Here is a 25359-nt window from a genome sequence, read left to right as displayed (position 1 = left end):
CGTTCTTTCCCACCTCTTTTTACGAAGCTTACCTTGGGAAGTCATTAATTTGGGGTCCAAAGCGACCTGAAGTGCATCTGATAAAAAATTAAAGGCCGAGACCACAATGACAATGGCTATTCCAGGTGCCAACATTAACTCCGGTCTGGAGAACATAACTTGCCTTGCCTCATTCAGCATCATCCCCCATTCGGCATGAGGAGCCTGGATTCCCAAACCCAGAAAGGAAAGCCCCGACATCTGCAGCATCATCGAACACATGGAGCCACTCGCAATCACTGCTATATCAGCAAAGGTAACCGGAACAATATGCTTGGTGATAATGCTAAGGCTGCCAATGCCAGATGCTTTGGCGAACTTCACATACTCCATTTCGGAGAATTGCATCACGGATGTCCGAATGACGCGGGCAAACCACGCCCATTTCAGGACCACAAACGCTATCAGAATATGTTCAAGTCCTGCACCCAGAATACCGACTACAGCCAGTGTCATGACGTACCCCGGGAAAGACAGCATGACATCACATATTCTCATGATCCAGGCATCTGTCTTCCCCTTGAAATAACCTGCGATAAATCCGACGACAGCTCCGACCAGAACAGACATCATCAAGGCAGCCAGCACCCATAGCACACTGGGACGAATACCATAAATGAGTCTGGAAAACACACATCTGCCGAGATGATCATTTCCTAGCCAATAGGTCCAGGAGGAGGAAGCATATCGAAGCTTCATGTTCACTTCCTCCGGGTCATGGGGTGCACACCAAGGGGCAAATAGGCCCGCAGCAATAATGATCACAATGAAAGCGAGCGATGTCATCGCGAGCTTGTCTTTGCTCAAATTTCTTAATAATCGCATCAGAGATCCTTTCTTAACCTGGGATTCATCGCCGCATTGATCACGTCAGAAATCGTATTAAACAGCACAAAGGTTACGGCCAATATAAGAACATACGCCTGAATAATCGGGAAATCCCGGCTGAGGATCGACCTCACACTCAACCTCCCAAGTCCCGGCCACGCAAACACATTTTCAATCACGACGGTACTGCCGAGCACGATGGGGATCGCCATACAAAATATGGATACCGCCACTTGCAGCGAATTTCGCAAAATATGCAGGGTCACCTTCCGCTCACTTAAGCCGCTTGCCCTTCCGTAGAGCACGTAATCCTCATTCATGTTGCTTAACATCGAACTCCGGACCGTTCTAAAATAAATGCCTGTATAACTCACCGTAATCACGATGACCGGCAGAATGTAGCTCTTCCATGAGTCCATCCCGCTCGTAGGCAACAAGTCCAGCTTCACGGAAAAATACCAGATCAGGATAGCTGCAAGCCAGTAGGAAGGCATCGCGGTCAGGACAAACGAAATGCCTCTGACCGATTTATCAATCACTTTCCCTTCTCTCATGGCACAGATCACACCCAGAAGAATGGACAACCCGATAATGAATACCGAGGATACCAGCGTTAATTTTAATGTGTTCAGGAATGCCGGACCGACCAGGGACCATACCGCTTCACCGGATACATACGAGCTGCCAAAATCAAACTGCATACAGGCCATCAACCAATTCACATACTGGATGACGAACGGCTTATCGAACCCCAATGCTTCATTGGTTTGCGCAATTAATTCATCCGTAATCTGAGGAACATCCTGTGCCTGTAATACAACTACAGCAGGGTCCAGAGGCGACAAATTAATGAGTACAAACGTTATAAATGAAATAACGAATAGCAAGGGTATGGCGAGCAATATTCGTTTGACTATATAACTTCCCATATCCATCCCCGCTCTATTTAAAATTCATTTGCTCGAATGGCAATTCATATTGAGTCTGCTTGAATGAGATTCCGGCCAGATTTTTGGGAGCAACGACAGTAACCCGCCCATTGGTAATTGGAATAAACACGGCTTCATCATGGACGATTTTCATAATATCAGCGTACAGGGATTGGCGGGATGCCTCGTCTGTGGACACCATGACTTCATCAATTTTCTTGTACAGCTCATCCGCTTGGGCAAGGTCACTTGTTGTATGCTTGTAGGCGGAATCCGAAGTAAAGGCAGAGATGGTGCTCTGTGGATCGTACGCCAGTCCCCAGGTTTGGTTGAACAACAGATCATATTCCCCGGTTGCCCTTCTGTTCGCGATGGATGTGGATTCCTCTCCGACAATCTCCAATTGAATTCCCAATCCTTTTAAGGCATGCTGGATCAATTCCGCCTGTGTTTTCTGGGAAGACGAATTGCTGTCATAATACAGGGTCATGGCTAGTTGCTGGCCGTTCTTTGTCCTCACTGCTTCCGTGTTTGACAGGGTCCAGCCTGCGTTTTCCAAAAGCTCCTTTGCCGTCTCCGGGCTATACTCCCGCTTCTTCAACTCGACATCGGCATAATTGACGTTTGATGAGAATAAGGTATCCGCTACAGTCTGTGTTCCATCAAAAATATCATTACTGATCGTTTCCCGATCAATCGCAAACCATATTGCTTCACGAACAGCCGTCTCGTGCACAGGGTTATCCTTTTTGCTGCTATTGGCGACGATCATATTTGTATTCATCGCTTCACTTCGGACCACCTGATAATCACCCGAGTCAGCCAATTGATTCATGGCTTCAACATCTATGCTGTCTGCACCCCGGTCATCCGTGAACACAAAGTTGATTTCGCCCTTCTGTAATGCCAATAATGTCGTTTCTCCTGCTGGCAGAACCTTGGACGTAATTTTTTGAATCTCAGGTGCGCCGCCCCAGTATTCTTCATTGGCTTCAAACGTTGCATTCTCGTCGATTTTATGTCCGGTGAGCTTGTAGGGTCCGGTGCCATCGTAGCCACTCACCCCGTCCTTTGTACCCCCATTCTTGAAATCCTTCGGTGATATAAATACATAAGGTCTGGTCATGGACAGCTCTACCAGGGCTGGGTAATAGGGCTCGGAAAGTACCAGTTGGAATGTGTATTCATCTATGACGGTTGTACTTACGATTTTGGTGGACAGCTTGATCCAGGCATGTTTTTCGGCATTCGCCTGAACCGCATCGATATTTTGTTTGACCGCCTCGGCGTTAAACGGCTCACCATCATGGAATTTCACATCCTGTCGCAAATGGAACGTATACGTTTTCCCGTCTTCGGCAATATCCCAGGATTCCGCCAGTAATGGCTTGATTCCATCGACTGTGTTTTCAACCAAAGATTCGTAAACCATCCCTTGTGCGGGCATTGAACCTGTGTACAGATGGGGATTCATATCATTAATATCCTTGGCGGATGCATATATGAGTTCAGACTTGACTTCGCTATTGGCTGACTCGGTTTGGGTGTTGGCACCCTCTTTTGGCCGCATCCTCCGAGCACCGTAATAACAGACAATAGAAGCAATATAAAACGAAAACCACTACCTTTTTTCACAACATTTCCCCCTGATGATGAAAGATATATACAAGTTCACTTAGAAAATGTTACATCGTGCTACTCCGATTGCAGTACCATCTTCCGATCGCTCTTATCCCCAGATTTTTTTGATTCCCTTATATAAAAGGAAAAATCCGGGATAAAGGCGCACGCTTCGCTTCTTCAGATTGGTTCTGCACTCTCCGTTATGATGTAAAATTCAGGTTCACTTGTATAGATTGAGATGTAATTAAACCTTGCTATTCGCCAGTCCTGAGCAGATCATCCGAATGTCTTCATCGAAGGATTGAACGGCAAAGGCATCCGACAGATTCTGTTCGGGGTGAGCGCGAGCGACTTCTTGAATCTTCGCCTCATACGTGGCAATAAATGTATCAATGGTTGGGCAGCTTACCTGCAAATGTCTCGCAATGCCCTGAATGATTTTGATGCGGTAATAATCCTCCTTGGGCATTCTGGGAATGTCCAAAGCTCCATCCTGATTGATGAACATCTTCCTGAAAGGAACGGCCGAAAAGTCAAAATACTTGCCCTCCGGACTCGGTTCCGAAAAGGGATCAATCAATAGCGAGGTGTATCGTATGTATAATAAGTACTCTTGATGAAGGTCCTGCAATTGATTGAAATTCTCGATATCCTGGCGTGATAAACTCTCCAATCGTACCGGATAATTATCATCCGTCATGAATTGCAGCAGATTGACCCCCTGGATACGAAGTCGATCCGTAATCGTCATAATTTCGTTCCACTGCGTTCGCATGTCCCGAATCAAATATTGGGTTACCGGACCTTCGGGATAGATTTTGTATACATATTTCCGAATGTCTGACGCTCCGAAAATGGCATCCAATGAAAAGTCATTCATGAACAGCGGCGGATGCACATATAAAGAAATATTTCTCGTTTCCGCCTCAATTGCAGATGGCATGACTTCCAGTCCAATGCCCAATTGCTCGTACATCTTGCACAGTCTGTCCACATGTTCGGAAGGTGTTGAAGTAGAACCAATGTAGACCTTTTTCTTGACGCCTGTTGTAATCACATGATTGGACGGTTGGTCGTGCATCCAGCGGGTGTCCCCAAATAGGTAGAGAAGCTGACAACTTCCGTGTCCGCATGTAGCTGTCTGACATAATGCTTTACCAGCAGGTTGGAGCCAAAGGTTGGGGAGACCAAAATAATGCATTTCACTTGTTTAATGAAGTTGTTATTCATTTGTTTCAGTACATCGATGTAAGCATCGGTTGTCACGGCCAAAATGAGTGTATCCCATTCACCTTCTATGCTCTCATATCCCCTAAACACCCGGTCAATGAAGCATTCACCCGCCAACGGTCGATGCTTTTCATTTTGAATGCTTGCCCCAATGAATCCGTCCGTTTGCCGAATGGCCTCAAAAAAGATTCTGAACGCACCGATTCTCTTCCCACGATGCCTAAGGTGCAGCTGAATTGCTTTTTGAGCGTTACCGCCAGCTGAATGGATGCCGGACCTGTTCCAAGCAACAAGATTTTCTGAAATCCGCTCATATTAAGCCTCCCTTTTCACAAGCTCAAGCGAGCTATGCTTTTTGGTATAACGCAATATCGAATACATCATCCGGACGCAGAATATTGTCGATCATATTCCACTTGCTGCTGTCGGTCTCTCTCATCGGATAGTTGAACAACGACTTTAACTGATTACCGTATCTCATGGCCACCACTACATGTTCATTCGTCAATGCATGCAATTGATCCAGCAGCTCATATTTATTGGCAACCGTGGAACTGAAAATGATATGCGTGGCTTCTTTTGTAAAAGCTAGGTCCTGCACTAATGTCTGCTGCAAATGAATGTTCAAGCCCGCACCCAGCTTCTCCACAACCTGCTTCCCGAGTGTAATGGCTTCCTCGTCAATATCGATGCCGACTACCTTCGCTCCTGTTCGCTTGGCGATAAACAAAGGCGTCATCGGAAATGCCCCGGAGCCGATCAGCAGTACTTTGGAATCCGAAGTGACATAAGAGCTGCCAAACTCTTTTTCAATACATTCTTCGATGTTTCTGAAATAATCCGCGATTTCCACATCTCCGTCTTGCAGCTTCAATGCCCTATATTTCTCCATAATCGCCACACATCGTGCAGACTTGTCTCTCAGATCAAGGACAAGCTGATGCATGCTGCCAGATTCCTGACGATCGAGCTGTTCCCAGATTCGTTCATTTTGCTTGTCTGTTATAAACGTGGAATAGTCATCGATTAAAGCCTCCAGCTCGGAGCTATGCTGAACCGTATGATCATATCTGCCTGCCAGCTCATCGAATTTCCCGGAAAATTCACTCAAGCATGCTTGAAAATCAATCAAGGTCTCCATTCCTTTTCCTCCTGTAACTTGTCATGGTCATGCATCTATAAATGCTTTGCCCTGTGCTACAATTCCAACAGATCCTTCGATCGTAATTCGTTCAAGCTCTGCTCCATTCCACTCAGCCATTACTTTGATCGCACCACCGGGCTGCTTGATATGCTGAATGATCTCCCCTTGCCTGCTCCATGCCAGATAGGCTCCCACGGAGGCTGTACCTGAACCGCACCCCCTTTCCCAGATCAGACTATCCAGCTGCGGGACAAAGATGAGCGGTGCCAGCTCTTCGGATCGGGAGTTGTATAATAAAATGCCAATCAGCTTATCCCCAAGGTTAATCCGAGTAATCGCGCCAGCGCTTGTGCCCTCTTTCTCATCGCTTCATCAAACGTTTCCACTTCAATGACGATATGAATGAACTCCCGATACCGCACGATCACCATATCCATGTCTGTTCCCTCATACTTGATCGTTCGCCGTTCAATCTGCTGAGGGACCGGCATCGTTACCTGACAGAAATACTCATTCTGTTGCTGCTTCTTCACCTGACAGCGGATTAATTGGTCTGTTCCGGAGACTTCCAACATGATTTCTGTAAACTCATACGATTCCAGCTCCTCTTCGGACGCGATGTACGCGGCCAAGGCCATGCAGGCATTCCCGCAGAACTCTCCCCGGCCATTTCCAAATGGGCAGCCGCCTCCTGCTTTTTGCTCCCCAATGAACCCCACTTGTTCAGCGTACACATTGTCATAAGACATAATTTGAGCGGCAATGTGTGGATATGTCTCAGCCGGATGATCCGTTTTCACCAGAACCGTCATATTTTGCGTGGGATTGAACTTGATAAAATCGATCTCCTGTTTCATCGCAGCCGCTACTCCTATTCTTGATATGGAATTAAGCCTAAGTTCACATTGCTATACAATGTTAATAGTAATGATTACGATTATCAGTCGAGAAAAATATAGCACATCCTACTTGGGAGCGTCAACAAATATTTCCATATCAAAAAGAGAGCGTTACAACTGTCATTTTATGTTCAAACAGGAACAGAGCTGACGCATTTGCGTCAACCCTATTTAGCCAAACGTATGCAATTAGAGATTCATCAGCGACTTCTAAAAGGCATAACGGATGCCAGCAATGCTTTTGCATAATCATTGGTAGCATCCGAGAGACGATTTCGTTCAAGCTCCTCCACAATCGTTCCCCGATAGAGAAAGAGTACCCGGTCACACAGATTCGCCACAGCCTGAAGATCATGTGCTACAAAGAGATAGGTCATGTTCATTTCATGCTGCAAAGTGTGCAGCAACTCCAGGATTTGCGCCTGGACGGAGACATCCAAAGAACTAAGTGCTTCGTCCAACACCAGAAATTTCGGGCGGGTTGAGATTGCACGGGCGATACATACCCGCTGTAATTGCCCACCACTCAGTTCATGAGCATATTTGTGCATCACCGCATGAGGAAGCCCCACCTTCGCGAGCAGGTCATTGACCCGGTCATCCAGATCCGCAATATCACCCAGTGCAACCAAGGGTTCAGCTATGATATCCCGCACGATGAATTTGCCATTGACTGAAGACGTATAATCCTGAAAAACAACGCTTATTTTCCCTTTATTCTTCTTCATCCATTGGGAAACGGCCATCCCCTCAATCCGAACTTCTCCTTGCGTTGGTTTCTCCAATCCAAGAATCAGGCGGCTTAACGTACTTTTCCCACTTCCACTCTCACCAATCAGACCCAGACATTCACCTTCACGGATCTCAAAATGAATATCTTTTAGAATTTCTGTTCTCTCTTTTCGAAAGAAACCACCCGATTTGGGATAGCTTTTGGACAGATGATTCACTTCAACCAGCATTACTGCACACCTGCTTCCATGGAAGCCTGAAAAGGCTCGGACAGCTTGATTCGGGTCTGGATCAGAAACTGTGTAAATTCATGCTGAGGATTCGTAAATACGTCATTCGCCTTTCCTTGTTCGACGCACTCCCCATCCCGCATAACGATAAGATCATCCGCCAAATACTGCACGACACCCAAATCATGCGATATGAAGATGATGGACATACCCATCGTTTCGCGAAGCTGCTTGAATTGCTCAACAATCGCACGCTGGTTAATCGAATCCAGTGCGGTTGTCGGCTCATCGGCGATGATAATGTCAGGTTCCAGCATCATGGCAATGGAGATCATTACTCTTTGCAGCATGCCCCCTGATAGTTGATGCGGATACTTTTGCAGCACCTGCTCAGGTTGAAGAATATGAACACGATGCAAGGCATCCGCCGCCAGTTGTCTGGCTTCTTTTTTGGAGATTCGAAGGTTCTCTCGAAAGGTCTCCATCATTTGTTTCCCAATCGGTTCGAGCGGGTTAAATGCCGTCATTGCATCCTGTAAAATCATGCAAATACGCTGACCGCGGATCTTTCGAAGCTCTTCCCCGGTTTGCTGTAATAGATCTTTCCCCTGGTAAAAGGCTGTTCCACTAATTTCAAGCCAGGGAGAGGTCAATCCCAGAATGGCTTTGGTGGATAAGGACTTGCCGCTGCCACTCTCGCCCACAATGCCAAGGCAGGTGTTGGACTGCAACGCAAAGCTCAGATTTTGCACAATGGGCAGACCGGTTCTGGAATCAGTGATGGACAGATTTTTTACTTCTAACAAAGACATTCAACCGGCCTCCCTTCTTATGCATATAACTTTTCGGATTCATCGCCGCGTGCAGGCTGTCTCCCAAAAAGTTGAACGCAGCCACGACCAGCAAAATCGCCAATCCAGGCGCAAGCATTTGCGTTGGATGTGTAATCATTACATTTTTTGCATCATTCAGCATCATGCCCCACTCCGGCGTAGGTGCCTGTACACCCAGACCAAGGAAGGACAACGCCGATATATTGAGGATAACCCAACCCGTATCCAGCGTCGCAAAGACAGCGACTTCGCCTGAAACGCCAGGCAGCACATGTTTTCTCATAATATGACCCGTCCCGCATCCCGAGACTTTGGCAAACCGAATATAGTTCTTGTCCGTATATTGAATAACTGTTGTACGAATCATCCGGGTGTACCAGGCCCATTTGGCGATAATATTGGCGACGACGACATTTAGCAGGCCTGGACCGAGAATGCCGACAATCGCCAGAATCATCACTTCTGCTGGAAAGGAGAGCATCATATCACAGATTCGCATAATGACTTCATCCACCTTTCCGCGAAAATAACCCGATATGATCCCCAGCAGGGTTCCGATCGTAATTGTAATCACGGTTGTAATTACTGCAAACAGGATCGTTGTACGAATGCCATAAAGAAGACGTGACAGATTACAGCGGCCGAGTTGATCTGTACCCAATGGATACTCCAGACTGATCCCTGCATATTTGTTCATAATGTTTAGACTCGTGGGATCATGCGGTGCGAACCAGGGTGCTCCCACGCCAGCGACGACCACAAGTGCGATCGTAATCATGCATAACACTGCCATTTTATCGGACACCAGGCGCTTCCAGAACATCATGTTACCCCTCCCTTCTTATCCGGGGATCCAGAGCTGAATTCAGAAGATCCACGAGTAAATTACAGACGACAAACATCACACCCATAATCAGAATATAAGCTTGAATAATCGGAAAATCCGAATTGAAAATCGCGGTGACGCACAAACGCCCAATGCCTGGCCATGCATAAATATTTTCCACAATGACCGTACCCGCGATTAACTTCGGGATCGACATACCCAGCGCCGTAATCGATAATTGAAGGGAATTACGGAACACTTTCCAGATAATCGTCCGTTCCTTCAATCCTCTGACACGAGCGTACAGCACGTAGTTTTCGGTTTTGTTTTGCACCATATTGTTGCGGATCAGCCTGACGTAGGTAGAGATGAATACCAGGGACAGCGTTACTGCCGGCAGGATGACTGAACTTGCCTGCTCCATGCCACTCGTGGGAAACCAATTCAGCTTGACGGCAAATAACCACATCAGCAGAATGCCAATCCAGAAACTCGGCATGGCTGTGCCAATAAAGACCAATGCACGCATCAAACGATCCACTAGCCTATTTTCATAAATGGCACTGAGCACACCAATCAGAATACTTATCGTCAGAATGATAACGAGGGCAACAGCCGATAGCTTTAATGTGGCTGGAAGGGCTCGTGCAATCTGCTCCCCAACCGATTGTTGGTTAACATAACTAATGCCGAAATCCCCCTGAATGCTGCTGCTAATCCAGTCCACGTAACGGGTCAGAAACGGTTTATCCAAACCTAGTGTTTCCCTCATGGCATCCACCATTTCCGGTGTCGGCGTAACTTGATTCACCCGCAGCGCCACTTCAGCCGGATCACTGGTTCGCAAATGGATCAGAATAAATGCTAAAAATGAAATACCGATCAGCACGGGAATAATGGCTAATATTCGTTTTATGACATACCTGCCCAAGGTGATCCTCCTCTCTACTTCATCCATATATAAGGAAACCTCGCTTCACAACTTCGCAAATGGAAGAGGATGAGCGAGGCTTCCTGACTTTCCTAATGAATTTTAAAATTTCCTGATTACTCTTCGAAGTACATCTTCTCAAACGGAATTTCGTATTGGGAAACGTTAAAGCCCACACCCTGAAGCGCCTTGATATGAACGGCTTTGGTAACCGAATAGGTCAGTGGAATATATACATTTTCATGATGAATATACGTTAGAACCTCTTTGTACATGTTTTGGCGCTGTTCCTCATTCTGCTCGACCATCAGGTCTGTAATCGTATGATCCAGCCACTCTTTTTCTCCAGCCCCAATTGGGCCTGATAATCGGCGTGGGAGGGAACTCTCCAGGAAGAGACATACGTTTGCGGATCATACGGCAATCCCCAGGAGAGGGAGTACATCAGATCAAATTCACCCGTTTTCTGACGGTCCAGATAGGCCTGCTTTTCCTCGCCAACAATGTTCAACGCTACGCCGACCTGCTTCAGATCGTTTTGCATCGATTCACTAATGGTCCGCTCCTGTGCATTATCGGAATTGTAATAGATCGTCAGTTCAAGCTTGTTCCCATCCTTGTACCGATAGCCATCCGAGCCAGCAACCCAGCCAGCCGCCGTAAGCAGATCGCTTGCTTTGTTCATGTCATACTGCACACCTTCAAGGCCCACATCCGCGTACGGCACCGAAGTGGAGAGCAACGTATCTGCCACTTGTTCCGTCCCGTTCAGTATGCCTTCCGCGATGATTTGTTTATTAATGGCATACATCAGTGCTTCACGCACTTGGGGCTCCTGAGTTGCTGAGCGGTTGGTATTAAGAACGATCGCACGTGAGCCAACCGGATGACTGATGACCGTGCTGTATTTCCCTTGATCCGTCAACACTTTGAACGATTCATTGTCCACCATGTCACCGTCCGAACCGAATAACAGGTCTACTTCTCCCTTTTCCAGGGCGAGCAGAATCGTTTGATGGTCAGGCATGACTTTCCACTTCATCGTTTGGATCTGCGGTTTGTCTCCCCAGTAATTTTCATTGACCGTAAATGTCGCGTACTGGTCCTGCTTGTGCTCTGTTAAAATGTATGGCCCTGTTCCGGCATAGCTGCTGACTCCATTCGCAGTTGTACCGTCAATAAAGCTTTTCGGTGAGATGAAGCGAAACGGACGAGTTAACCCCAATTCCTCCAATGTCGGATAATACGGGTCTTTCAGTACAATCTGGAACGTGGCGTCATCGATCACTTTCGTCTCCTTGATCTCGGCAACCAGATTCAGCCAGGAGTTCTTCTCGACATTTTCCAGCACGGCATCGACATTCATCTTCACGGCTTCGGCATTAAACGGCTCTCCATCCGAAAACTGAACATCCTTATGTAGATAAAATGTATATGTGGTGCCATCTTCTGATATATCCCACTTCTCCGCGAGTGCAGGCTTAATGCCTTCCGGCGTATTGATTACAAGGGATTCAAATACCATATTCTGAGCCGGCATCTCTCCCGCGTATAGATGGGGATTGATATCTCGGATATCCTTGGTGCTGGCAAAGACCAACTCGTCGTTGGAAGCTTTCGTGTTTAGTTGCGCCGTTCCTGCTTCTGTCCCGGAGCAAGCGGATAATACTAGCAGGAGCGAAATTAATAAAGCCAATGTGTAAACCTTGCGTGATGTATGCATGATTCCCTTCCTTTTCCCTCGTGAAGTAGATATATAAGTAATAATTACGATTTGTAATAGTAATAATTACGATTAGAATCGTAGCATACAATCTGAAGAACCACAACTACTAAATTAAAAATACGGAAATAGCAAAAAACGGTCACCTGATTGAGGTCACCGTTTTTTGCGTCCATTCGCGACTGTATTTTATAAGTTAAACTAAAAATATTTACGCTGCCACTTCGATGACAGAACAATACAATCTTCCGACTGCTGTTATCGGTTATCCGCCGTTTGACTGCAACTTTTGCAGTGCCTGTTCAGCCAGCGCTGCCAGAAGATGTGCGCCAAGCGGCAGCGCTCGTTCGTCCACATTGAATGCAGGATGATGCCACTCATGCGGACCTGACGTTCCGAGGAAGAGGAACAGACCCGGGACCTCCTTTTGGTAAAAGGAAAAATCTTCGCCCGCCGGAGAAGGTACCGGTCGGATAATGTTCAGACCAATTTCACCTGCCACCTGCTCAGCCGCAGCAGCCAATGACGCATCATTGACCACGGCAGGTGGTCCCTGAATCCAGCGCACCGTAGCGCGTGTCCCGAAGGCTGCTGCAACACCGGCAACCACCTGGTTGAAGCGCTCGCGAATCTTGGCACGCACCTTCTCGTCAAAGGTACGCACGGTGCCGTCCAAGATGGCTTCTTCGGGAATGACGTTCCAGGCGGTGCCACTGTTTATTTTGGTCACACTGATTACAGCGCTCTCCTGTGCTCCGACATTACGACTCACGATGGCCTGTAATGCGGTCACAATATGAGATGCAACCACAATCGGGTCAATGCCCGCTTCCGGCACTGCCGCATGCGTTCCGACACCTTCTACTTTAACCACAAAACCGTCTGCCGCTGCGAGCAGCGCCCCTTCACGGATACCTACCGTACCAACCTGCAGATCCGGTTTGTTATGCAAACCAAAAACAGCCCGTACTTCAGATAACGCTCCGCTCTGAATCACCTGCCGTGCCCCCGTCGCTTTCTCCTCCGAGGGCTGGAAAATCAAACGAACCTTGCCCGGCAGCCGGGACTCACGCTGTTTCAACAATCGTGCAGCACCGATCAGAATGGCGGTGTGTGCATCATGACCGCAGGCATGCATCCGACCCGCCACTTGCGAAGCATACTCCAGCTTCGTTTCTTCCTGGATCGGCAGGGCATCAATATCTGCACGCAATGCCACTACCGGGTCATCACCCTGCCCAATTTCAGCGATTAGGCCTGTTCGCAGCGAGTATTCATCCGCAATCCGTACGCCTTCCTCAACCAGCCAGCCCCGAATGGCTTCTGTCGTTTCGCGTTCCTCTCCGGATAGCTCGGGGTTACGATGCAAATGTCGCCGAATCGCGGTTAAGTGCTCTGCGAATGCTTCATCCTGCCCAACGTAAAGTTCATGCTTGCGGCTCTGTTCTGCTTGCTCTGCCTGTTTCAGATCACTGCTCACGACATTGCCTCCTTTTATCATCGTATGTGCCATGTAAGATGAATGAATATAATACACGGGTCACTTCGTTCAGCAAGTATGCTCTCTACCATGGTTATGCCTAACTGATTACCACTTGTGCAGGTGTCGATTCAGTTGAGAATTCGCCCAGTCCCTGCTCATCCAGTGCCTCACGCAACAATTCAAATGAACGAATACGCTTGGCAAAATCACGTGAGGCTGTGGTAACCATCAGTTCATCCACGGCAAAATCCTGCTGGAACTTCGTCAGAGCCTGACCGACCGTTTCCTTTGTACCTCTCGTCACACTTGGCTCCAAAATCTCGATCCGATATTTCTCGTTCGATTGCCGCCCGAATTCTTCCGCCTGTTCTATGGAACCAACGGTTAATGCCTTGCCATTCTCCAGATGGATTTTGACCAGCATATGTTCACTTGCCAGTCCTTCGGCTTCTTCCGCACTCTCCGCCACAATTAATGAGATAGCGAGAATGGCATAAGGCTCCCGCCCATGTGAGCGGTCGAATTGTTCCCGGTAAGTACGCAAAGCCTCCTGAGCGACCTCTGTATTGCTATTAATAAACAATGAAAATACATACGGCAGCCCCAGTGCTGCCGCCATGCCTGCACTATCGACACTTGCCCCAAGCACGTAGAGCTCGGCCGGGATTGCGGATACCGGTGCGGCGCTCAAGCCTGCCAAAGGATGTGTTTCGTCTTCATGCTGTTCATTATGAATGAACTGCTTGACCTGATTGATTTTATCTTTTAGGGAAGCGGCCTCCTGAATTCCTTGCTGTAGTGCCTGTGTGGAGCGAGGCAATCCCCCTGGTGCACGTCCAATACCAAGATCGATTCTCCCCGGGCCAAGCGCAGAGAGCACATTGAAGTTCTCGGCCACTTTGTAAGGACTATAATGTTGGAGCATTACCCCGCCAGAACCGAGACGAATCCGCTCCGTATGCGCCAGCAAATGGGAAATGAGTACTTCCGGTGAGGAGCCTGCGACATGGCCTGAGTCATGATGTTCCGATACCCAGAAACGATGAAATCCAAGCTGTTCAGCCCGCTGTACCAATTCAATCGTATGCCGAAACGCATCAATCGGAGTCTCCCCTTCGTAGATCGGGGTTTGATCCAATATGCCAACACGAATACCCATCACATTCTCCTCCTTCGATCATGCCGAGCCTGACTTATTAAATCCTTCCTGCTTCCTTAAACGACGCTCTATAGCTGCCGCAGCAGCTCCCCGAAAGGCTCTGCAAAAGGCGAATGTTCTTCTTTTAACGTAACGACGCTGATCTGCAGCGATACACCTGCAACCTCGTGCACCTGAATGGGGAACAGTTCCTGCTCCCGTACTTCCTTCTGCACCGTTAACCCAGGCAGAAATGCGATGCCTGCCCCCTGCATAACCAGTTTCTTCGCCGTTTCCGAATGATCGACATGATATGTAATATCCGGCGGATGTTCCAGCGAGTCAAAGGCCCGGTGAATGCGCAGCCAGTCCAGTGACCCACATTCGAAAAAGACCAGTCGTTCATTCCGGATGGCTTCCATACTGACATGCCCACGTTCTATAAATGGATGCCCTTTGTAAACGTAAAGCTGAATGGGGTCCTCATAAAAGGCAATCGTACGGATCGCCGGGTGCATGACCTTGCGTACAAACGCCAGATCAATCTCCTGACTGAGCAGCTTGGCGACCAATTGGTCCGTCGTTGCTGTCGTCAGCTTTATACTGACCTCAGGATAAGCTTCCTTGATTTTGGGCAGAAAGTCTGGAATGACATAGTTGGATACGGATACCGTACTGCCGAGTCTTAGTGCATCAGGCGTCGTACGGCGTTGCTGGATCTTCTGTCTGCCCTTCTGAATCACTTGCAGCACCTGCTGGGCGTAGGGAAGGAATTTCCTCCCTTCTTCCGTGAGCACAATCTGTTTACCCAGACGGTCAAACAATTTGCAGCCGAGTTCACGTTCAAGGGACTGAATACGAGCGGTGACAGAAGGTTGGGACAAAAAGAGTACCTCGGCAGCCTTATTGAAGCTTCCGTAATGATTGATGTATACAAATGCTTCAATGTTCTCAATATTCATAAGCGCCCCCCAAATCCAGTTTATATACAAATTGAACAAAGAATATTTACGGTTTTTTCTGTCCTCTACGTTCTTGTGTAAATGTATAGTTCAATTTCTATATCTATTTATCCAATGAATTTACTTGGTTTTAGGATATCGTAATACCATTGTTTTCCAGAGTCAATATCAATTCTTCCAGGGAACGATCCAAACGCGTAGTAATATCCGCCGAAAGTACGTATTTACCATCATCGAGTCGATCAATCCCCTGATCAACCGCATATACCCCGCCGAGAATATGTCTGCCGCCAAGTGCTGCCAGAACAGGCTTCAATGCATAATCGATAGCGAGCAGATGGGCGATTGAGCCGCCGATGACCAATGGAAGAGTCAGCTTGCCCCGCAGTCCTTCCTGTGGAATCAGATCCAGGAACAGCTTCAGCACGCCTGAGTACGACGCTTTGTATACCGGGGTCGCCACGATGACTGCATCCGCGGCTTCAACAACAGCGAGTGCATCGCGAATGAATGAGCTATCAAACTTGGCCTGCACCAGATCCTCCGCTGGCAGGTCAGCCACATGAATCACCTCAACGGTAATGCCCGCCTCTCTTAATTTATTGCTGCTGTACTCCGTAAGGCCTGTCAGACGTGAACGTTTGGTAGGCGCTCCGGCAATAATAACGACATGTGACATCATGATTCCTCCTTGGAATAGCGGTCAAGCCGCTCCTTTTACTTTGGGGTCGAGCCGATCGCGAATATCGTCTCCAATCAGATTAACCGCCAGCACAAACATGGTAATTGCGAGTCCCGGGAACGTACAGATCCACCAGGCAACCGTCAAATAACCTCTTCCTTGCGAGAGCAGCGCTCCCCAATCCGGAATCTCTTTCAACACGCCAAGTCCGAGAAAACTGAGCCCGGAGCCTGTCAGAATAGAGGTCCCTACGCCCAGCGTCGCCATAACCAGCAATGGTGACAACGAATGAGGCAGTACATGTTTCCAGAAAATACGGGCATTGGAGCCCCCAAGTGAACGTGTAGCTGTAATAAAAGGCAAACCTTTAACGGACATGACCTGCCCACGCATCACCCGTGCATACCCCGGAATGGAGGATACCGCAACAGCCAGTGCAATGTTAAGCAGTCCAGGTCCCAGTGCTGCCGCAACGGACAATGCCAATAACACGCCTGGAACAGCCATCAGAATATCGACGGCCCGCATGGTGATGGTGTCCAAAACCCCTCCTGCATACCCCGCAATAATGCCAAGGGCACTGCCCACAAGACCACCCACCAGCACCGAGGCAAATCCAATCAGCAGTGAATCCCTGCTGCCATGCACAACTACACTGAAGATATCCCTGCCAAAATAATCGGTCCCAAACAGGTGCGCAGCAGAGGGAGCCTGCAGAATGGCATCCGTCATCATCTGAGTAGGATCATAGGGGGCGATCCAGCCCGGCACAATCGCACAAGTGACGGTAAATACCACAACCAGCAACGCTGAATAAAAGAATAAACGGGATACCGCGAATGAGACGCGGTGACGCAGGGGACGGCGGCTCCACAGGCGTAAACGCCCTGTTCTGCCGGTCCAACCTTTTTTGTCACACACCAATGGTTTCATGCTCATAAGACTCCTCCTTCCTCACTACGCGTTCAGATGTTTCAAGCTGTTCCATCCGCCATCACGTTCATCATGTTCGGACTGCACGCCTAACTCTGGGATCAATGTACGCATAAGAGATATCCACCAGTAAATTCAACACGACATAGATCATCGCTGTGAAAAAGACTACGCCCTGCACGACTGGCAGGTCTTTGGCCATCAACGCATCCGCGATGATTCTGCCGATACCCTGTCTGGAAAAGACCGTTTCCACCACGACGGTTCCGGCGAGCAGATCACCAATCAACATGCCGATGACCGTCACCGCAGGAATCAGCGCATTACGCAGCGCATGACCGTACATAATGGTTCGCTGTGAAAGACCTTTCGCTCGCAATGCTACGATAAACGGTTCGTTCACCACTTCCAGCATGCTGTTACGCACCATACGTACAATAAAACCCGCACCAACGAGGCCCAGTGTTGCAGCAGGCAGCACCAATGAACTGAATCCGTCGGAACCCATTGCCGGGAACCAGCCCAGCTGGACAGAGAACAACAGGATCAACAGAATGCCGGTCCAGAAGGTCGGCATGGAGATGCCAAACAATCCAACGAGGCGGGCGATGAAATCAATCACGCCATTACGATGAATGGCAGACAGTACACCGAGCGTAATGCCGATGGTTATCGCTATGATCGAGCTGAGCGCGGTCAGCGCCAGTGTGGCAGGGAAATGCTCCAGTATTTTGGGCAGAACCGGGTCGGAATTGATCATGGATTTGCCGAAATCCCCGCGCAGCATGTCTCCGAAATAGTTGGCAAACTGAATGTAAAACGGCTGATCCAGACCAAGCTGAACCCGCAGGTTCTCAATCATGTCGGGTGTTGCCGATGACGGGTCCAGCATGAGCAGGACCGGATCACCCGGCAGCAGATACATGATGCAGTACACCAGCACCGAAGCTCCGAAAATAACCAGAAGCGATGTAGCAAGTCTTGTCAGTATCATTTGAACCATACCGGGTCGTCTCCTTCCTGTCTACATCATTGATGGTACGTGTTAGGGCTGAATCCGAACATCGTTAAAGAGCGGATAACCGAGTGAATCAAACTTGATGCCCTGCACCGATTTGGATGCAGCCACCGTATAAGGGAACACATAGATCGGCAGAATGACAGCCTGATCGATCAGATACTGCTGAATCTGATTATAGATATCCACTCGTTTATCGGGATCAGTCTCCACCGCTCCTTGTTCCAGCAGCTTATCGATCTTCGGATCGGATAAGCCGGAAAGCGTCGGGCGTTCACCTTCTGCACTCGTATGATAGAAAGCATAGAGTGCATTCGGATCAGAGTTGACCTGGCTGTTGCCGTAGAGATCATAATCCCAGTTCTGATAGACGACCGTAGCAATATCCTTCGTAATTTCAACTTCAACAGCTATACCCACCTGCTTGAGCTGCTGCTGAATAATCGCAGCAATGTCGTTACGCTTCTCCCGGTTCGGCGAACCGTCCACATAATGCAGGGTCAGCTTCTTACCGTCTTTTTCACGAATGCCATCTGCTCCCTTGACCCAGCCTTGCTCATCAAGCAGCTGATTGGCCTTGTTAATATCCGGATGGATACTTCCTTCCAGGGAAGCATCGTAACCGAGAATTCCTGGAGACAGTGCAGACCACGCTCGTTCATAGTTGCCCAGATACAATGTCTTCACGATGGATTCCACATCAACCGCAGATTGCACCGCCTGTCTGACTTTCACATCATCCCAAGGTGCTTTGCGCAGATTGAAGAAGAGGGTATACGGCAAACCAACGGTATTCGCCTGCAGCAATTGCTGGTTCGGATCGTTCTTCAACGCAGCAATATTTTGCGGCGGAACAGTCTCGGCGGCAAGTACCTGCTTACTCTGTACACTGCCGATGCGCGTTGCTTCTTCCGGTACAATTTTGAACGTAATCGTATCCAAATGAGGGGCACCTTCATTTTCAACGGTTTCCGGAGCCCAGTTGTAATCCTTGTTCTTGGCGACAACGATATCCGCATTTTCATCCCATTTCACGAAGGTATACGGACCAGTCCCTACCGGGTTTTTGCCCAGTTGGTCACCGTATTTCTTGGCAGCTGTTGGAGACACAATCCCTAGCAGGGCCTGACTCAAGTTGCCGAGAAAGGCTTGCGAAGGCTGTTCCAGATTCACCTTGATGGTGTATTCATCAATGACCTCCGAGGAGCTATATGGTCTGATCAAGGCAAGGGAATTGGCGGCTTTGGTGGCCGGATCGATCACCCGGTCCAGATTGAACTTCACGGCTTCCGCGTTAAATGGTGTGCCATCATGGAACTTCACATCTTCACGCAGCTTGAACGTATAACTTTTGCCATCCTCCGATACACTCCACTCCTTGGCGAGCCAAGGTTTAATGGAACCATCCGGCAGCTGGACCACCAGATTATCATAGATCGTCCGGATCGCACGTACGGTTACGGCAAGGCCACTTCGATGCGGGTCCAGCGTATCCGGAGATGTGGCGAGTGCGTAGGTCAGGCTCCCACCTTCTGCTTGCCCGGACTGCTCCCCACCGGAAGCCTGGACTGTACTGTTCGAGTTACTTGCCGCTCCGCAACCGGATAATACCAGCACCACTACTGCCGCCAATGCCATATATTTCATCCATGAGATAGACCTGTTCATATAGCTTCCCCTCTGTGTATACAGGTGTCATTGATTCATTGAATTATTGATTTACTAATTTACGCTTCATTCCTTGACTGTGCCGATTTCCAGCTCCCCAGTTTCTTACGCCTCGGTTCCGACTTGCTCCCGGGCAGCCGTGTAACGATTCACCGGAATTGGCACCCCGAGATTGCCGCGCAATGTGTCATGCTCGTATTCAGTGCGATAGATGCCGCGCTCTTGCAGAATCGGAACAACGAGCTCTACAAAATCGGACAATCCACTCGGCAGTTCGGAATGAATAATGAATCCATCTGCCGCTTCCGCTTCAAACCATTCCTGAATCTGATCAGCCACCTGCTCCGGTGTTCCGAGGAATTTGCTCTTCGGTGTTGCAGCTCGCAGGGCTACTTCGCGCAGCGTCAATCCCTGCTCTTTGGCATCCCGCTTGATTTTGTCCGTACCGCTGCGGAAGCTGTTGCTGCCAATGCCATTCAGCTCAGGGAATGGCTCATCCAGCGGATATTGGGAGAAGTCATGGTGCTCGAAGAAACGTCCCAGATAGTCCAGTGCTTTATCGATGGTGACCAGGCTGGCAATTTCCTGATATTTCTGTTCCGCTTCCTCTTCTGTCCGTCCAATGATCGGATTAATTCCTGGCAAAATGACAATATCCTGTGCGGAACGTTCATAAGCAGCTGCACGGGTTTTGACATCCTTGTAAAAGGCCTGTGCATCCTCGATTGAATCATGTCCCGTGAAGACAGCATCCGCTTCCTTGGCAGCAAGAGTCTTGCCATCTTCAGAAGAACCTGCCTGAAAAATGACCGGCTGCCCCTGCCGTGAACGAGCAATGTTAAGGGGACCCTGTACGGAGAAGAACTCTCCTTCATGATTGAGTGTGTGCAGCTTGGATGGATCGAAGAAAACACCGCTCTCTTTGTCTCTTACAAAGGCATCGTCTTCCCACGAATCCCACAGGCCTTTGGTTACCTGCAAATATTCCGTTGCAATTCGGTAACGCTCCGGGTGGGTTGGATGGTTGCTTTTACTGTAGTTTTTGGCCGAACCTTCAAGCGGGGAAGTAACAACGTTCCAACCAGCGCGGCCATTACTGATCAGATCAAGAGAACCGAACTGTCTGGCGACTGTGAATGGATCACTATAGGAGGTGGACAGTGTTCCAACCAGACCAATCCGTGACGTAATCGCGGCCAGGGCGGACAATAAACTGATGGGCTCAAATCGATTCAAGAAGTGAGGTATAGATTTCTCGGTAATATAAAGACCGTCAGCGATAAAAACGAGATCGAATTTGCCTTCCTCCGCTTTCAACGTCTGTCGTTTGTAGAACTCAAAATTCACACTGGCATCCGGCTGGATCTCCGGGTGTCTCCAAGTCGTCATGCTGCCTCCTACACCGTGGACAATCGCTCCAAATTTCAAACTGCGCTGAGCCGTCATAACTATTCCGCCTTCCTTGGATTAGGATATATCAAGAAATGTTCTTAAGTCCGATCTGATATGGATTACGAATGAAAAACAAAAGTAAACTATTCCTATGAGTTTGGTCAGTTTTAATTTCACAAAGCTTATCACTGCCCCGCACATCGGTCAACAGCGTTACTTATAGAACTTTTCTATATAAGGATTGGATATCTGAATATGAGGATACGATGTCTTAAAAGTCCCGACTGCTGCAAACTGAAATGACAGCCTTCAGCAGCCAGCAGCCGGAAACTGCTTTATCAAGAGATCCGCCACGTCCGGTCAGACTACTGCTTCATCGGCCTGGCGAGAAGTTCCGCCAGTTTCTCCAGATCGGGCTCCAGCAATGCTTCATACTTGCCATCTCCACCCACTTCAATGACAGGTACATGGCGAATGCCATATTTGGCTTCAAGCACATCCCTCAGCACATCATTGCCTTGTACTTCGATGTTCTCGAAAGGCTGGTTGCGGGCCGTTAAAAATGCCTTGACCTCCCCGCAGAAATGACAGCCTGTTTTGCTCCAAAGCACTACTTTTTTCGATGTAGAAGACATCTGCATACCTCCTGATTGATTCATTGTCAGATCAGGATGGATCACCACCCAGACCATTTATTCCTATCTGTTAAATAAGAATTATGGCTATAAATGTACTCCTCACCTCTTCAAGCGTCAATGGATCTGCCAATAGAATAAACCTATAAGAGGATAGAAAGATTAAATTTTAAATTTGAAAAAAGTCGTTACATTTCATAATTCGTAATTTATGTAAAGTTCGGATGCGGAAAGGATGTATAGCGTAACGATACGCTGTACATCACATTCCGCATCATGCTGTCGAACCGATATACAAGGCAGCCGGACCCCGTCATTACAAATCTTCGTTCAAGAGCTGGGGAGAAGCAATGATGGGCCAGCCTTCTTCGATTGAACGCAATTGGTTAGCGGATACATGAACGACATGCCCGGATTGCACGCCCCATCGTTCCGCAGCATAAGGGGTTACAAACCTCCTACGTTTATTGCCACTCATCTGATACCACACATCCCGCTCATTCGTTGCGGCAATAATCATGCCTTCCTCCAGCGCATCGCGGTTGCCTTCAACCGGTTGAGCATGAACATGGCTTCTTGCAAAGGGCCAGCCCTGCACCTCACCCCCAGATACCAGTGGCTCACCTGCAGGTACGCCGAGCAGGTCCGGTTTGGCAACCAGAACGGGAGAAATGCCGCGTGGTACGGGAATGTTCAGCTTGCGTCGCTGTCTATGCATCAGTCGGTAAACATCGCCCTTGATATCCGTGATGAAACAGCCCTCCGGGTAAAAGTCCGTGCTGCGTCTCAGCTTATGCATTACATCGCTGCTGCCCTTGGTGGAAATGCGCTGTCTCAGGTCAGAGGAGTCCGTCTTACCAAGGGGTGTCGTGCTCTCCTGCTGACCGGTCGACACCTTTGAATGCAGCGAGAGCCGGGAAGTTTCGGCAACGAGTGCATGGGGATCTCCCCATTTTCGAGTGTAAAACTGTTCGTTATCCTTATTCACCGCTACATAATCCTGTTCTTCCAGCGCCTTCATGCTTACACTTCCGTAGTGATGTATGAAGGCATCCCCGGCTACCGCCAGCCTGTATCCCGCCAGCCTCGCCCGGATGATCCAGTCGTCATCTTCAAAATTACCCACAGCGTAGCCTTCATCGAGATAACCTACCCGCTCCAGCAATTCCCGAGAGAACAGCCAGCAGAATCCGACCAGCCTATCGGTCTCCCGATGCTTACCGGCATCCGGACGATTATGCTGCGCTGCAAAAGACCACATCTCCTCCACATCTGTGTATGGGACTTCGATCTGCTGATCTCCACCAATGTAATTGGTAACCGGGCCCACGACCCCCATCTCGGGATGACTGTTAAGACAGGACATCATGTTATCCAGCCAGCCTGGAGTGACCAGCGTATCATTGTTCAGCACGACAATGTGTCGGCCTCTCGCCATCATCAGTCCATGATTGACACCGCCGGCAAAACCACGATTCTTATCCAGTGCAGCGACCCTTACCATGCCACCTTTGCGAAGCATGGCTTCCGCCGTGCCATCTTTGGACGCGTTATCCACAACAATAATTTCATAAGGCGCAGGTGTATGCTTTTCAATACTGGACACACATTGCAGGACATATTCGCGCTGGTTGTACGTCGGAATAATAATGCTTACCCCTTCGAATACCAGCCCGAATGAGCTTTCTCCCTGCCTCACGCCCTCATCATAGCCTCTACGGTAGCCCTGCTTATACAGTTTTGCGTTCTTGGCTGCCCGTTTACCTGAGCCTTGACGTCTGGTTTTCCTTCCACTACGACTTCGAGCTGAGTGCAAAACAACGGTTTCAGATGACGCTGCTTCCCGCTGCTTTGAACGTCTGCCTGATGTGCTCATGTTGCTTCCTCCATTTCCCCTCATCCCAATGCGCGTTACGATGAACATCGCACCAGACCGTCCCTTAGAGCTGAAGCTCTCCTATAACCAATTTGTCAGCCAAATGTCCAAAATCGATGGCAACCCGCCCCAGCTCACCAGCGATTCGGCGACACAGAATGACGGCTGGAATTCCTGCCGCTACAAGAGCGATATCGAAAGAATGCTCCGCAGTCTGCTGCATCACCCTCGGGATATCCGCAACCCCCTCCACTGCACCGATGATACCTGTCACATGAACGCCACGACCGTTCAACAACGCTCCGAGCTCAGCAGCCTGGCTTCCAATCAGCAGCACCCGGCGGCCATGTATCACGGGCAACAACAGACCCGACTGATGCAGGCTGTAGTTAATCGTGGAACTGGTCAGATTCAGACGAGACCAGTCAATGCCGAAATGCCGAAATACTGGAAATAACAGCCCTTGAAAAGTGGGCGCACGCGAGATGGGTACGCCTACCCAATCGGCGCCCTGAATGGCTTCCGCGAGCTCAGCGCGGATGTCCGGTGTGGAGCGTGGCACCCCTGCATAAGGCAGAAACGGTGCCAGCTCCTGCACTTGTTCACCTGGCAGCACCGTATCGGCTGCCAGGGTCAGCAGTTCGCCATCTCCGAGGCGAACGACGGACAGAGGGCGCTGCGCATCCAGCGCCCTCTGGATCTGGCCAGCCATCTCATGAGGGCTGGCCAGCCGGGTCAGGGTAGGCGCATACTGGCGGAATCCCGCCTCGATCAGATCTGCCGCCGCCACGGCAGGCAGAATATGATCAGGCGGGATGTGCTGCGCCACCAGCGCCTCCCCGCCCGCGAACACGCCGTCGCGGAAGCCCTCGGCGTAGCCGCTCTCGGGCGCTGCAGCCAGCTGCGCAGGCGCAAGTGCCCTTGCGCTGCCCGCATGCGCGGCAGCGCTTTCCCGCCCCGCGGGAGCGACACCATCGTGCCGGTGTGTCGCTTGCTGCGGGGCGGGGCCAGCACCGCTGGCAGGCAGCGCCTTTGGCGTGCTGGCTTGCGTTGCTGGCCTGGCCGCACGCTGCGCAGCCGTGCGCGGTTTGCGGCGGGCGACTGCGGCCCGCCCGCTGCGCGGCGCAGCATGCCCGCGGCCTGCAGCTGCGCGCTGGCCCGCTTTGGCTCGCGCACCTTTGCTACCACGGCTCACGCCTGCACGCTCGCCTGTTTTTGCTCGCGCACCTGTACTGCCGCGGGCTTCGCCTGCTTTTGCCCCTGTTCGTGCTCGCGCTCCTGCGCTCCCACGACGTCTTACACCGGTACGCCCACTGGCTTTACCTTTCGGTTCTGCAAAAAGCTTGTGCTCTATTCCTACGAGCTCCACAGCTCTTGGCTTCAAGCCTTTGTTTCCCCATCCGTGATCTGAGCCCGCTTTGGGCTGCACTCCCACAGATACGTGCCAGGGTCCGGCATGACTGCCCGGTGTCTTCTTCCTACTCTTGTCGCTGCGTTTTGCTGCTCTCACGGCATTCCCTCCCTTGGCATGCACGAGGAGTGCCGCCGCTGCACAAAGCGCCGGAGCATTCTTCCGGCTCCGGCGCAGGTTGTTCTGCTCTCAAG

General features: G+C 49.6%; 23 protein-coding genes and 2 pseudogenes. 1 reads left to right on the top strand and 24 read right to left on the bottom strand.

What is annotated here, in order from left to right; genetic code table 11:
* Window positions 1-21: 21 nt before the first annotated feature.
* The 24 genes and pseudogenes from cntC to ACTWJ7_RS08835 all read right to left on the bottom strand — a co-directional run.
* Window positions 22-864, bottom strand: a pseudogene (cntC, locus tag ACTWJ7_RS08950) (staphylopine uptake ABC transporter permease subunit CntC); the annotation flags it as partial.
* Window positions 864-1796: a nickel/cobalt ABC transporter permease gene (gene opp1B, locus ACTWJ7_RS08945; RefSeq protein ID WP_079347591.1), complete on the bottom strand. Its 933-nt coding sequence runs from the start codon at window positions 1794-1796 to the stop codon at window positions 864-866. The pseudogene cntC and the gene opp1B (ACTWJ7_RS08945), both read right to left, overlap by 1 nt.
* 13 nt (window positions 1797-1809) lie before the next feature.
* Window positions 1810-3366 carry a staphylopine-dependent metal ABC transporter substrate-binding lipoprotein gene (gene cntA / locus ACTWJ7_RS08940; protein ID WP_443145349.1) on the bottom strand — a complete coding sequence of 519 codons (1557 nt, stop codon included), beginning with the start codon at window positions 3364-3366 and terminating at the stop codon, window positions 1810-1812.
* 297 nt (window positions 3367-3663) lie between these two features.
* A pseudogene (locus ACTWJ7_RS08935) lies at window positions 3664-4963 on the bottom strand (opine metallophore biosynthesis dehydrogenase).
* Between the two features lie 32 nt (window positions 4964-4995).
* A complete protein-coding gene (locus ACTWJ7_RS08930; RefSeq protein WP_301881332.1) occupies window positions 4996-5790 on the bottom strand; it encodes a methyltransferase domain-containing protein in 795 nt (264 codons plus the stop codon).
* 27 nt (window positions 5791-5817) lie between these two features.
* Complete coding sequence (locus ACTWJ7_RS08925) at window positions 5818-5988, bottom strand: hypothetical protein (RefSeq protein ID WP_443145348.1); 171 nt, start codon at window positions 5986-5988, stop codon at window positions 5818-5820.
* A 110-nt stretch (window positions 5989-6098) separates the two neighbouring features.
* Window positions 6099-6650, bottom strand: a complete 552-nt coding sequence (locus ACTWJ7_RS08920; protein WP_443145347.1) for a hypothetical protein — start codon at window positions 6648-6650, stop codon at window positions 6099-6101.
* A 242-nt stretch (window positions 6651-6892) separates the two neighbouring features.
* On the bottom strand, window positions 6893-7654 hold the full coding sequence (locus ACTWJ7_RS08915; protein ID WP_301881328.1) for an ABC transporter ATP-binding protein: 762 nt from the start codon (window positions 7652-7654) through the stop codon (window positions 6893-6895).
* Entirely contained in the window at window positions 7654-8466 is an 813-nt protein-coding gene (locus ACTWJ7_RS08910; protein WP_301881326.1) for an ABC transporter ATP-binding protein, read from the bottom strand. Before ACTWJ7_RS08910 ends, ACTWJ7_RS08915 begins: the two co-directional genes overlap by 1 nt.
* Window positions 8429-9313 carry a nickel/cobalt ABC transporter permease gene (opp1C, locus tag ACTWJ7_RS08905; protein ID WP_301881325.1) on the bottom strand — a complete coding sequence of 295 codons (885 nt, stop codon included), beginning with the start codon at window positions 9311-9313 and terminating at the stop codon, window positions 8429-8431. Before opp1C ends, ACTWJ7_RS08910 begins: the two co-directional genes overlap by 38 nt.
* Window position 9314: 1 nt before the next feature.
* Window positions 9315-10244: a nickel/cobalt ABC transporter permease gene (opp1B, locus tag ACTWJ7_RS08900; RefSeq protein WP_024632588.1), complete on the bottom strand. Its 930-nt coding sequence runs from the start codon at window positions 10242-10244 to the stop codon at window positions 9315-9317.
* A gap of 116 nt (window positions 10245-10360) precedes the next feature.
* Window positions 10361-10552 carry a hypothetical protein gene (locus ACTWJ7_RS08895; RefSeq protein ID WP_443145346.1) on the bottom strand — a complete coding sequence of 64 codons (192 nt, stop codon included), beginning with the start codon at window positions 10550-10552 and terminating at the stop codon, window positions 10361-10363.
* Window positions 10552-11967, bottom strand: coding sequence for a nickel ABC transporter substrate-binding protein (nikA, locus tag ACTWJ7_RS08890; protein ID WP_443145345.1), 1416 nt, complete (start codon window positions 11965-11967; stop codon window positions 10552-10554). Before nikA ends, ACTWJ7_RS08895 begins: the two co-directional genes overlap by 1 nt.
* Window positions 11968-12232: 265 nt before the next feature.
* Window positions 12233-13348: an amidohydrolase gene (locus tag ACTWJ7_RS08885; protein ID WP_301881471.1), complete on the bottom strand. Its 1116-nt coding sequence runs from the start codon at window positions 13346-13348 to the stop codon at window positions 12233-12235.
* Window positions 13349-13547: 199 nt separating this feature from the next.
* On the bottom strand, window positions 13548-14609 hold the full coding sequence (locus ACTWJ7_RS08880; RefSeq protein ID WP_301881322.1) for an LLM class flavin-dependent oxidoreductase: 1062 nt from the start codon (window positions 14607-14609) through the stop codon (window positions 13548-13550).
* A 68-nt stretch (window positions 14610-14677) separates the two neighbouring features.
* A complete protein-coding gene (locus ACTWJ7_RS08875) occupies window positions 14678-15550 on the bottom strand; it encodes a LysR family transcriptional regulator (protein WP_301881321.1) in 873 nt (290 codons plus the stop codon).
* 130 nt (window positions 15551-15680) lie between these two features.
* Entirely contained in the window at window positions 15681-16229 is a 549-nt protein-coding gene (ssuE, locus tag ACTWJ7_RS08870; protein WP_301881470.1) for an NADPH-dependent FMN reductase, read from the bottom strand.
* 24 nt (window positions 16230-16253) lie between these two features.
* Window positions 16254-17171 (bottom strand): ABC transporter permease, encoded by a 918-nt coding sequence (locus ACTWJ7_RS08865; RefSeq protein ID WP_301881320.1) that lies wholly within the window; start codon window positions 17169-17171, stop codon window positions 16254-16256.
* Window positions 17172-17235: 64 nt separating this feature from the next.
* Window positions 17236-18168, bottom strand: coding sequence for an ABC transporter permease (locus tag ACTWJ7_RS08860; RefSeq protein WP_079347613.1), 933 nt, complete (start codon window positions 18166-18168; stop codon window positions 17236-17238).
* Between the two features lie 42 nt (window positions 18169-18210).
* Window positions 18211-19851, bottom strand: a complete 1641-nt coding sequence (locus ACTWJ7_RS08855) for an ABC transporter substrate-binding protein (protein ID WP_301881319.1) — start codon at window positions 19849-19851, stop codon at window positions 18211-18213.
* Between the two features lie 105 nt (window positions 19852-19956).
* The gene (locus ACTWJ7_RS08850) at window positions 19957-21297 is read right to left on the bottom strand and encodes an LLM class flavin-dependent oxidoreductase (RefSeq protein ID WP_301881318.1); all 1341 of its coding nucleotides are present in this window, start codon (window positions 21295-21297) and stop codon (window positions 19957-19959) included.
* A gap of 311 nt (window positions 21298-21608) precedes the next feature.
* The gene (locus ACTWJ7_RS08845; protein WP_301881315.1) at window positions 21609-21878 is read right to left on the bottom strand and encodes a glutaredoxin family protein; all 270 of its coding nucleotides are present in this window, start codon (window positions 21876-21878) and stop codon (window positions 21609-21611) included.
* A gap of 316 nt (window positions 21879-22194) precedes the next feature.
* Window positions 22195-23754: a glycosyltransferase family 2 protein gene (locus tag ACTWJ7_RS08840; protein WP_301881314.1), complete on the bottom strand. Its 1560-nt coding sequence runs from the start codon at window positions 23752-23754 to the stop codon at window positions 22195-22197.
* Between the two features lie 64 nt (window positions 23755-23818).
* Window positions 23819-24583 carry a GT-D fold domain-containing protein gene (locus ACTWJ7_RS08835; RefSeq protein ID WP_301881313.1) on the bottom strand — a complete coding sequence of 255 codons (765 nt, stop codon included), beginning with the start codon at window positions 24581-24583 and terminating at the stop codon, window positions 23819-23821.
* Between the two features lie 208 nt (window positions 24584-24791).
* Between ACTWJ7_RS08835 and ACTWJ7_RS08830 the strand changes: the two genes are divergently transcribed.
* The gene (locus ACTWJ7_RS08830) at window positions 24792-25160 is read left to right on the top strand and encodes a hypothetical protein (protein WP_301881311.1); all 369 of its coding nucleotides are present in this window, start codon (window positions 24792-24794) and stop codon (window positions 25158-25160) included.
* The last annotated feature ends 199 nt before the right edge of the window (window positions 25161-25359 follow it).

Origin of the sequence: Paenibacillus sp. 1A_MP2 (assembly GCF_052244825.1) — a bacterium.
Lineage (GTDB): Bacteria > Bacillota > Bacilli > Paenibacillales > Paenibacillaceae > Paenibacillus > Paenibacillus vandeheii.
This window is presented reverse-complemented; position numbering and strand designations above follow the sequence as displayed.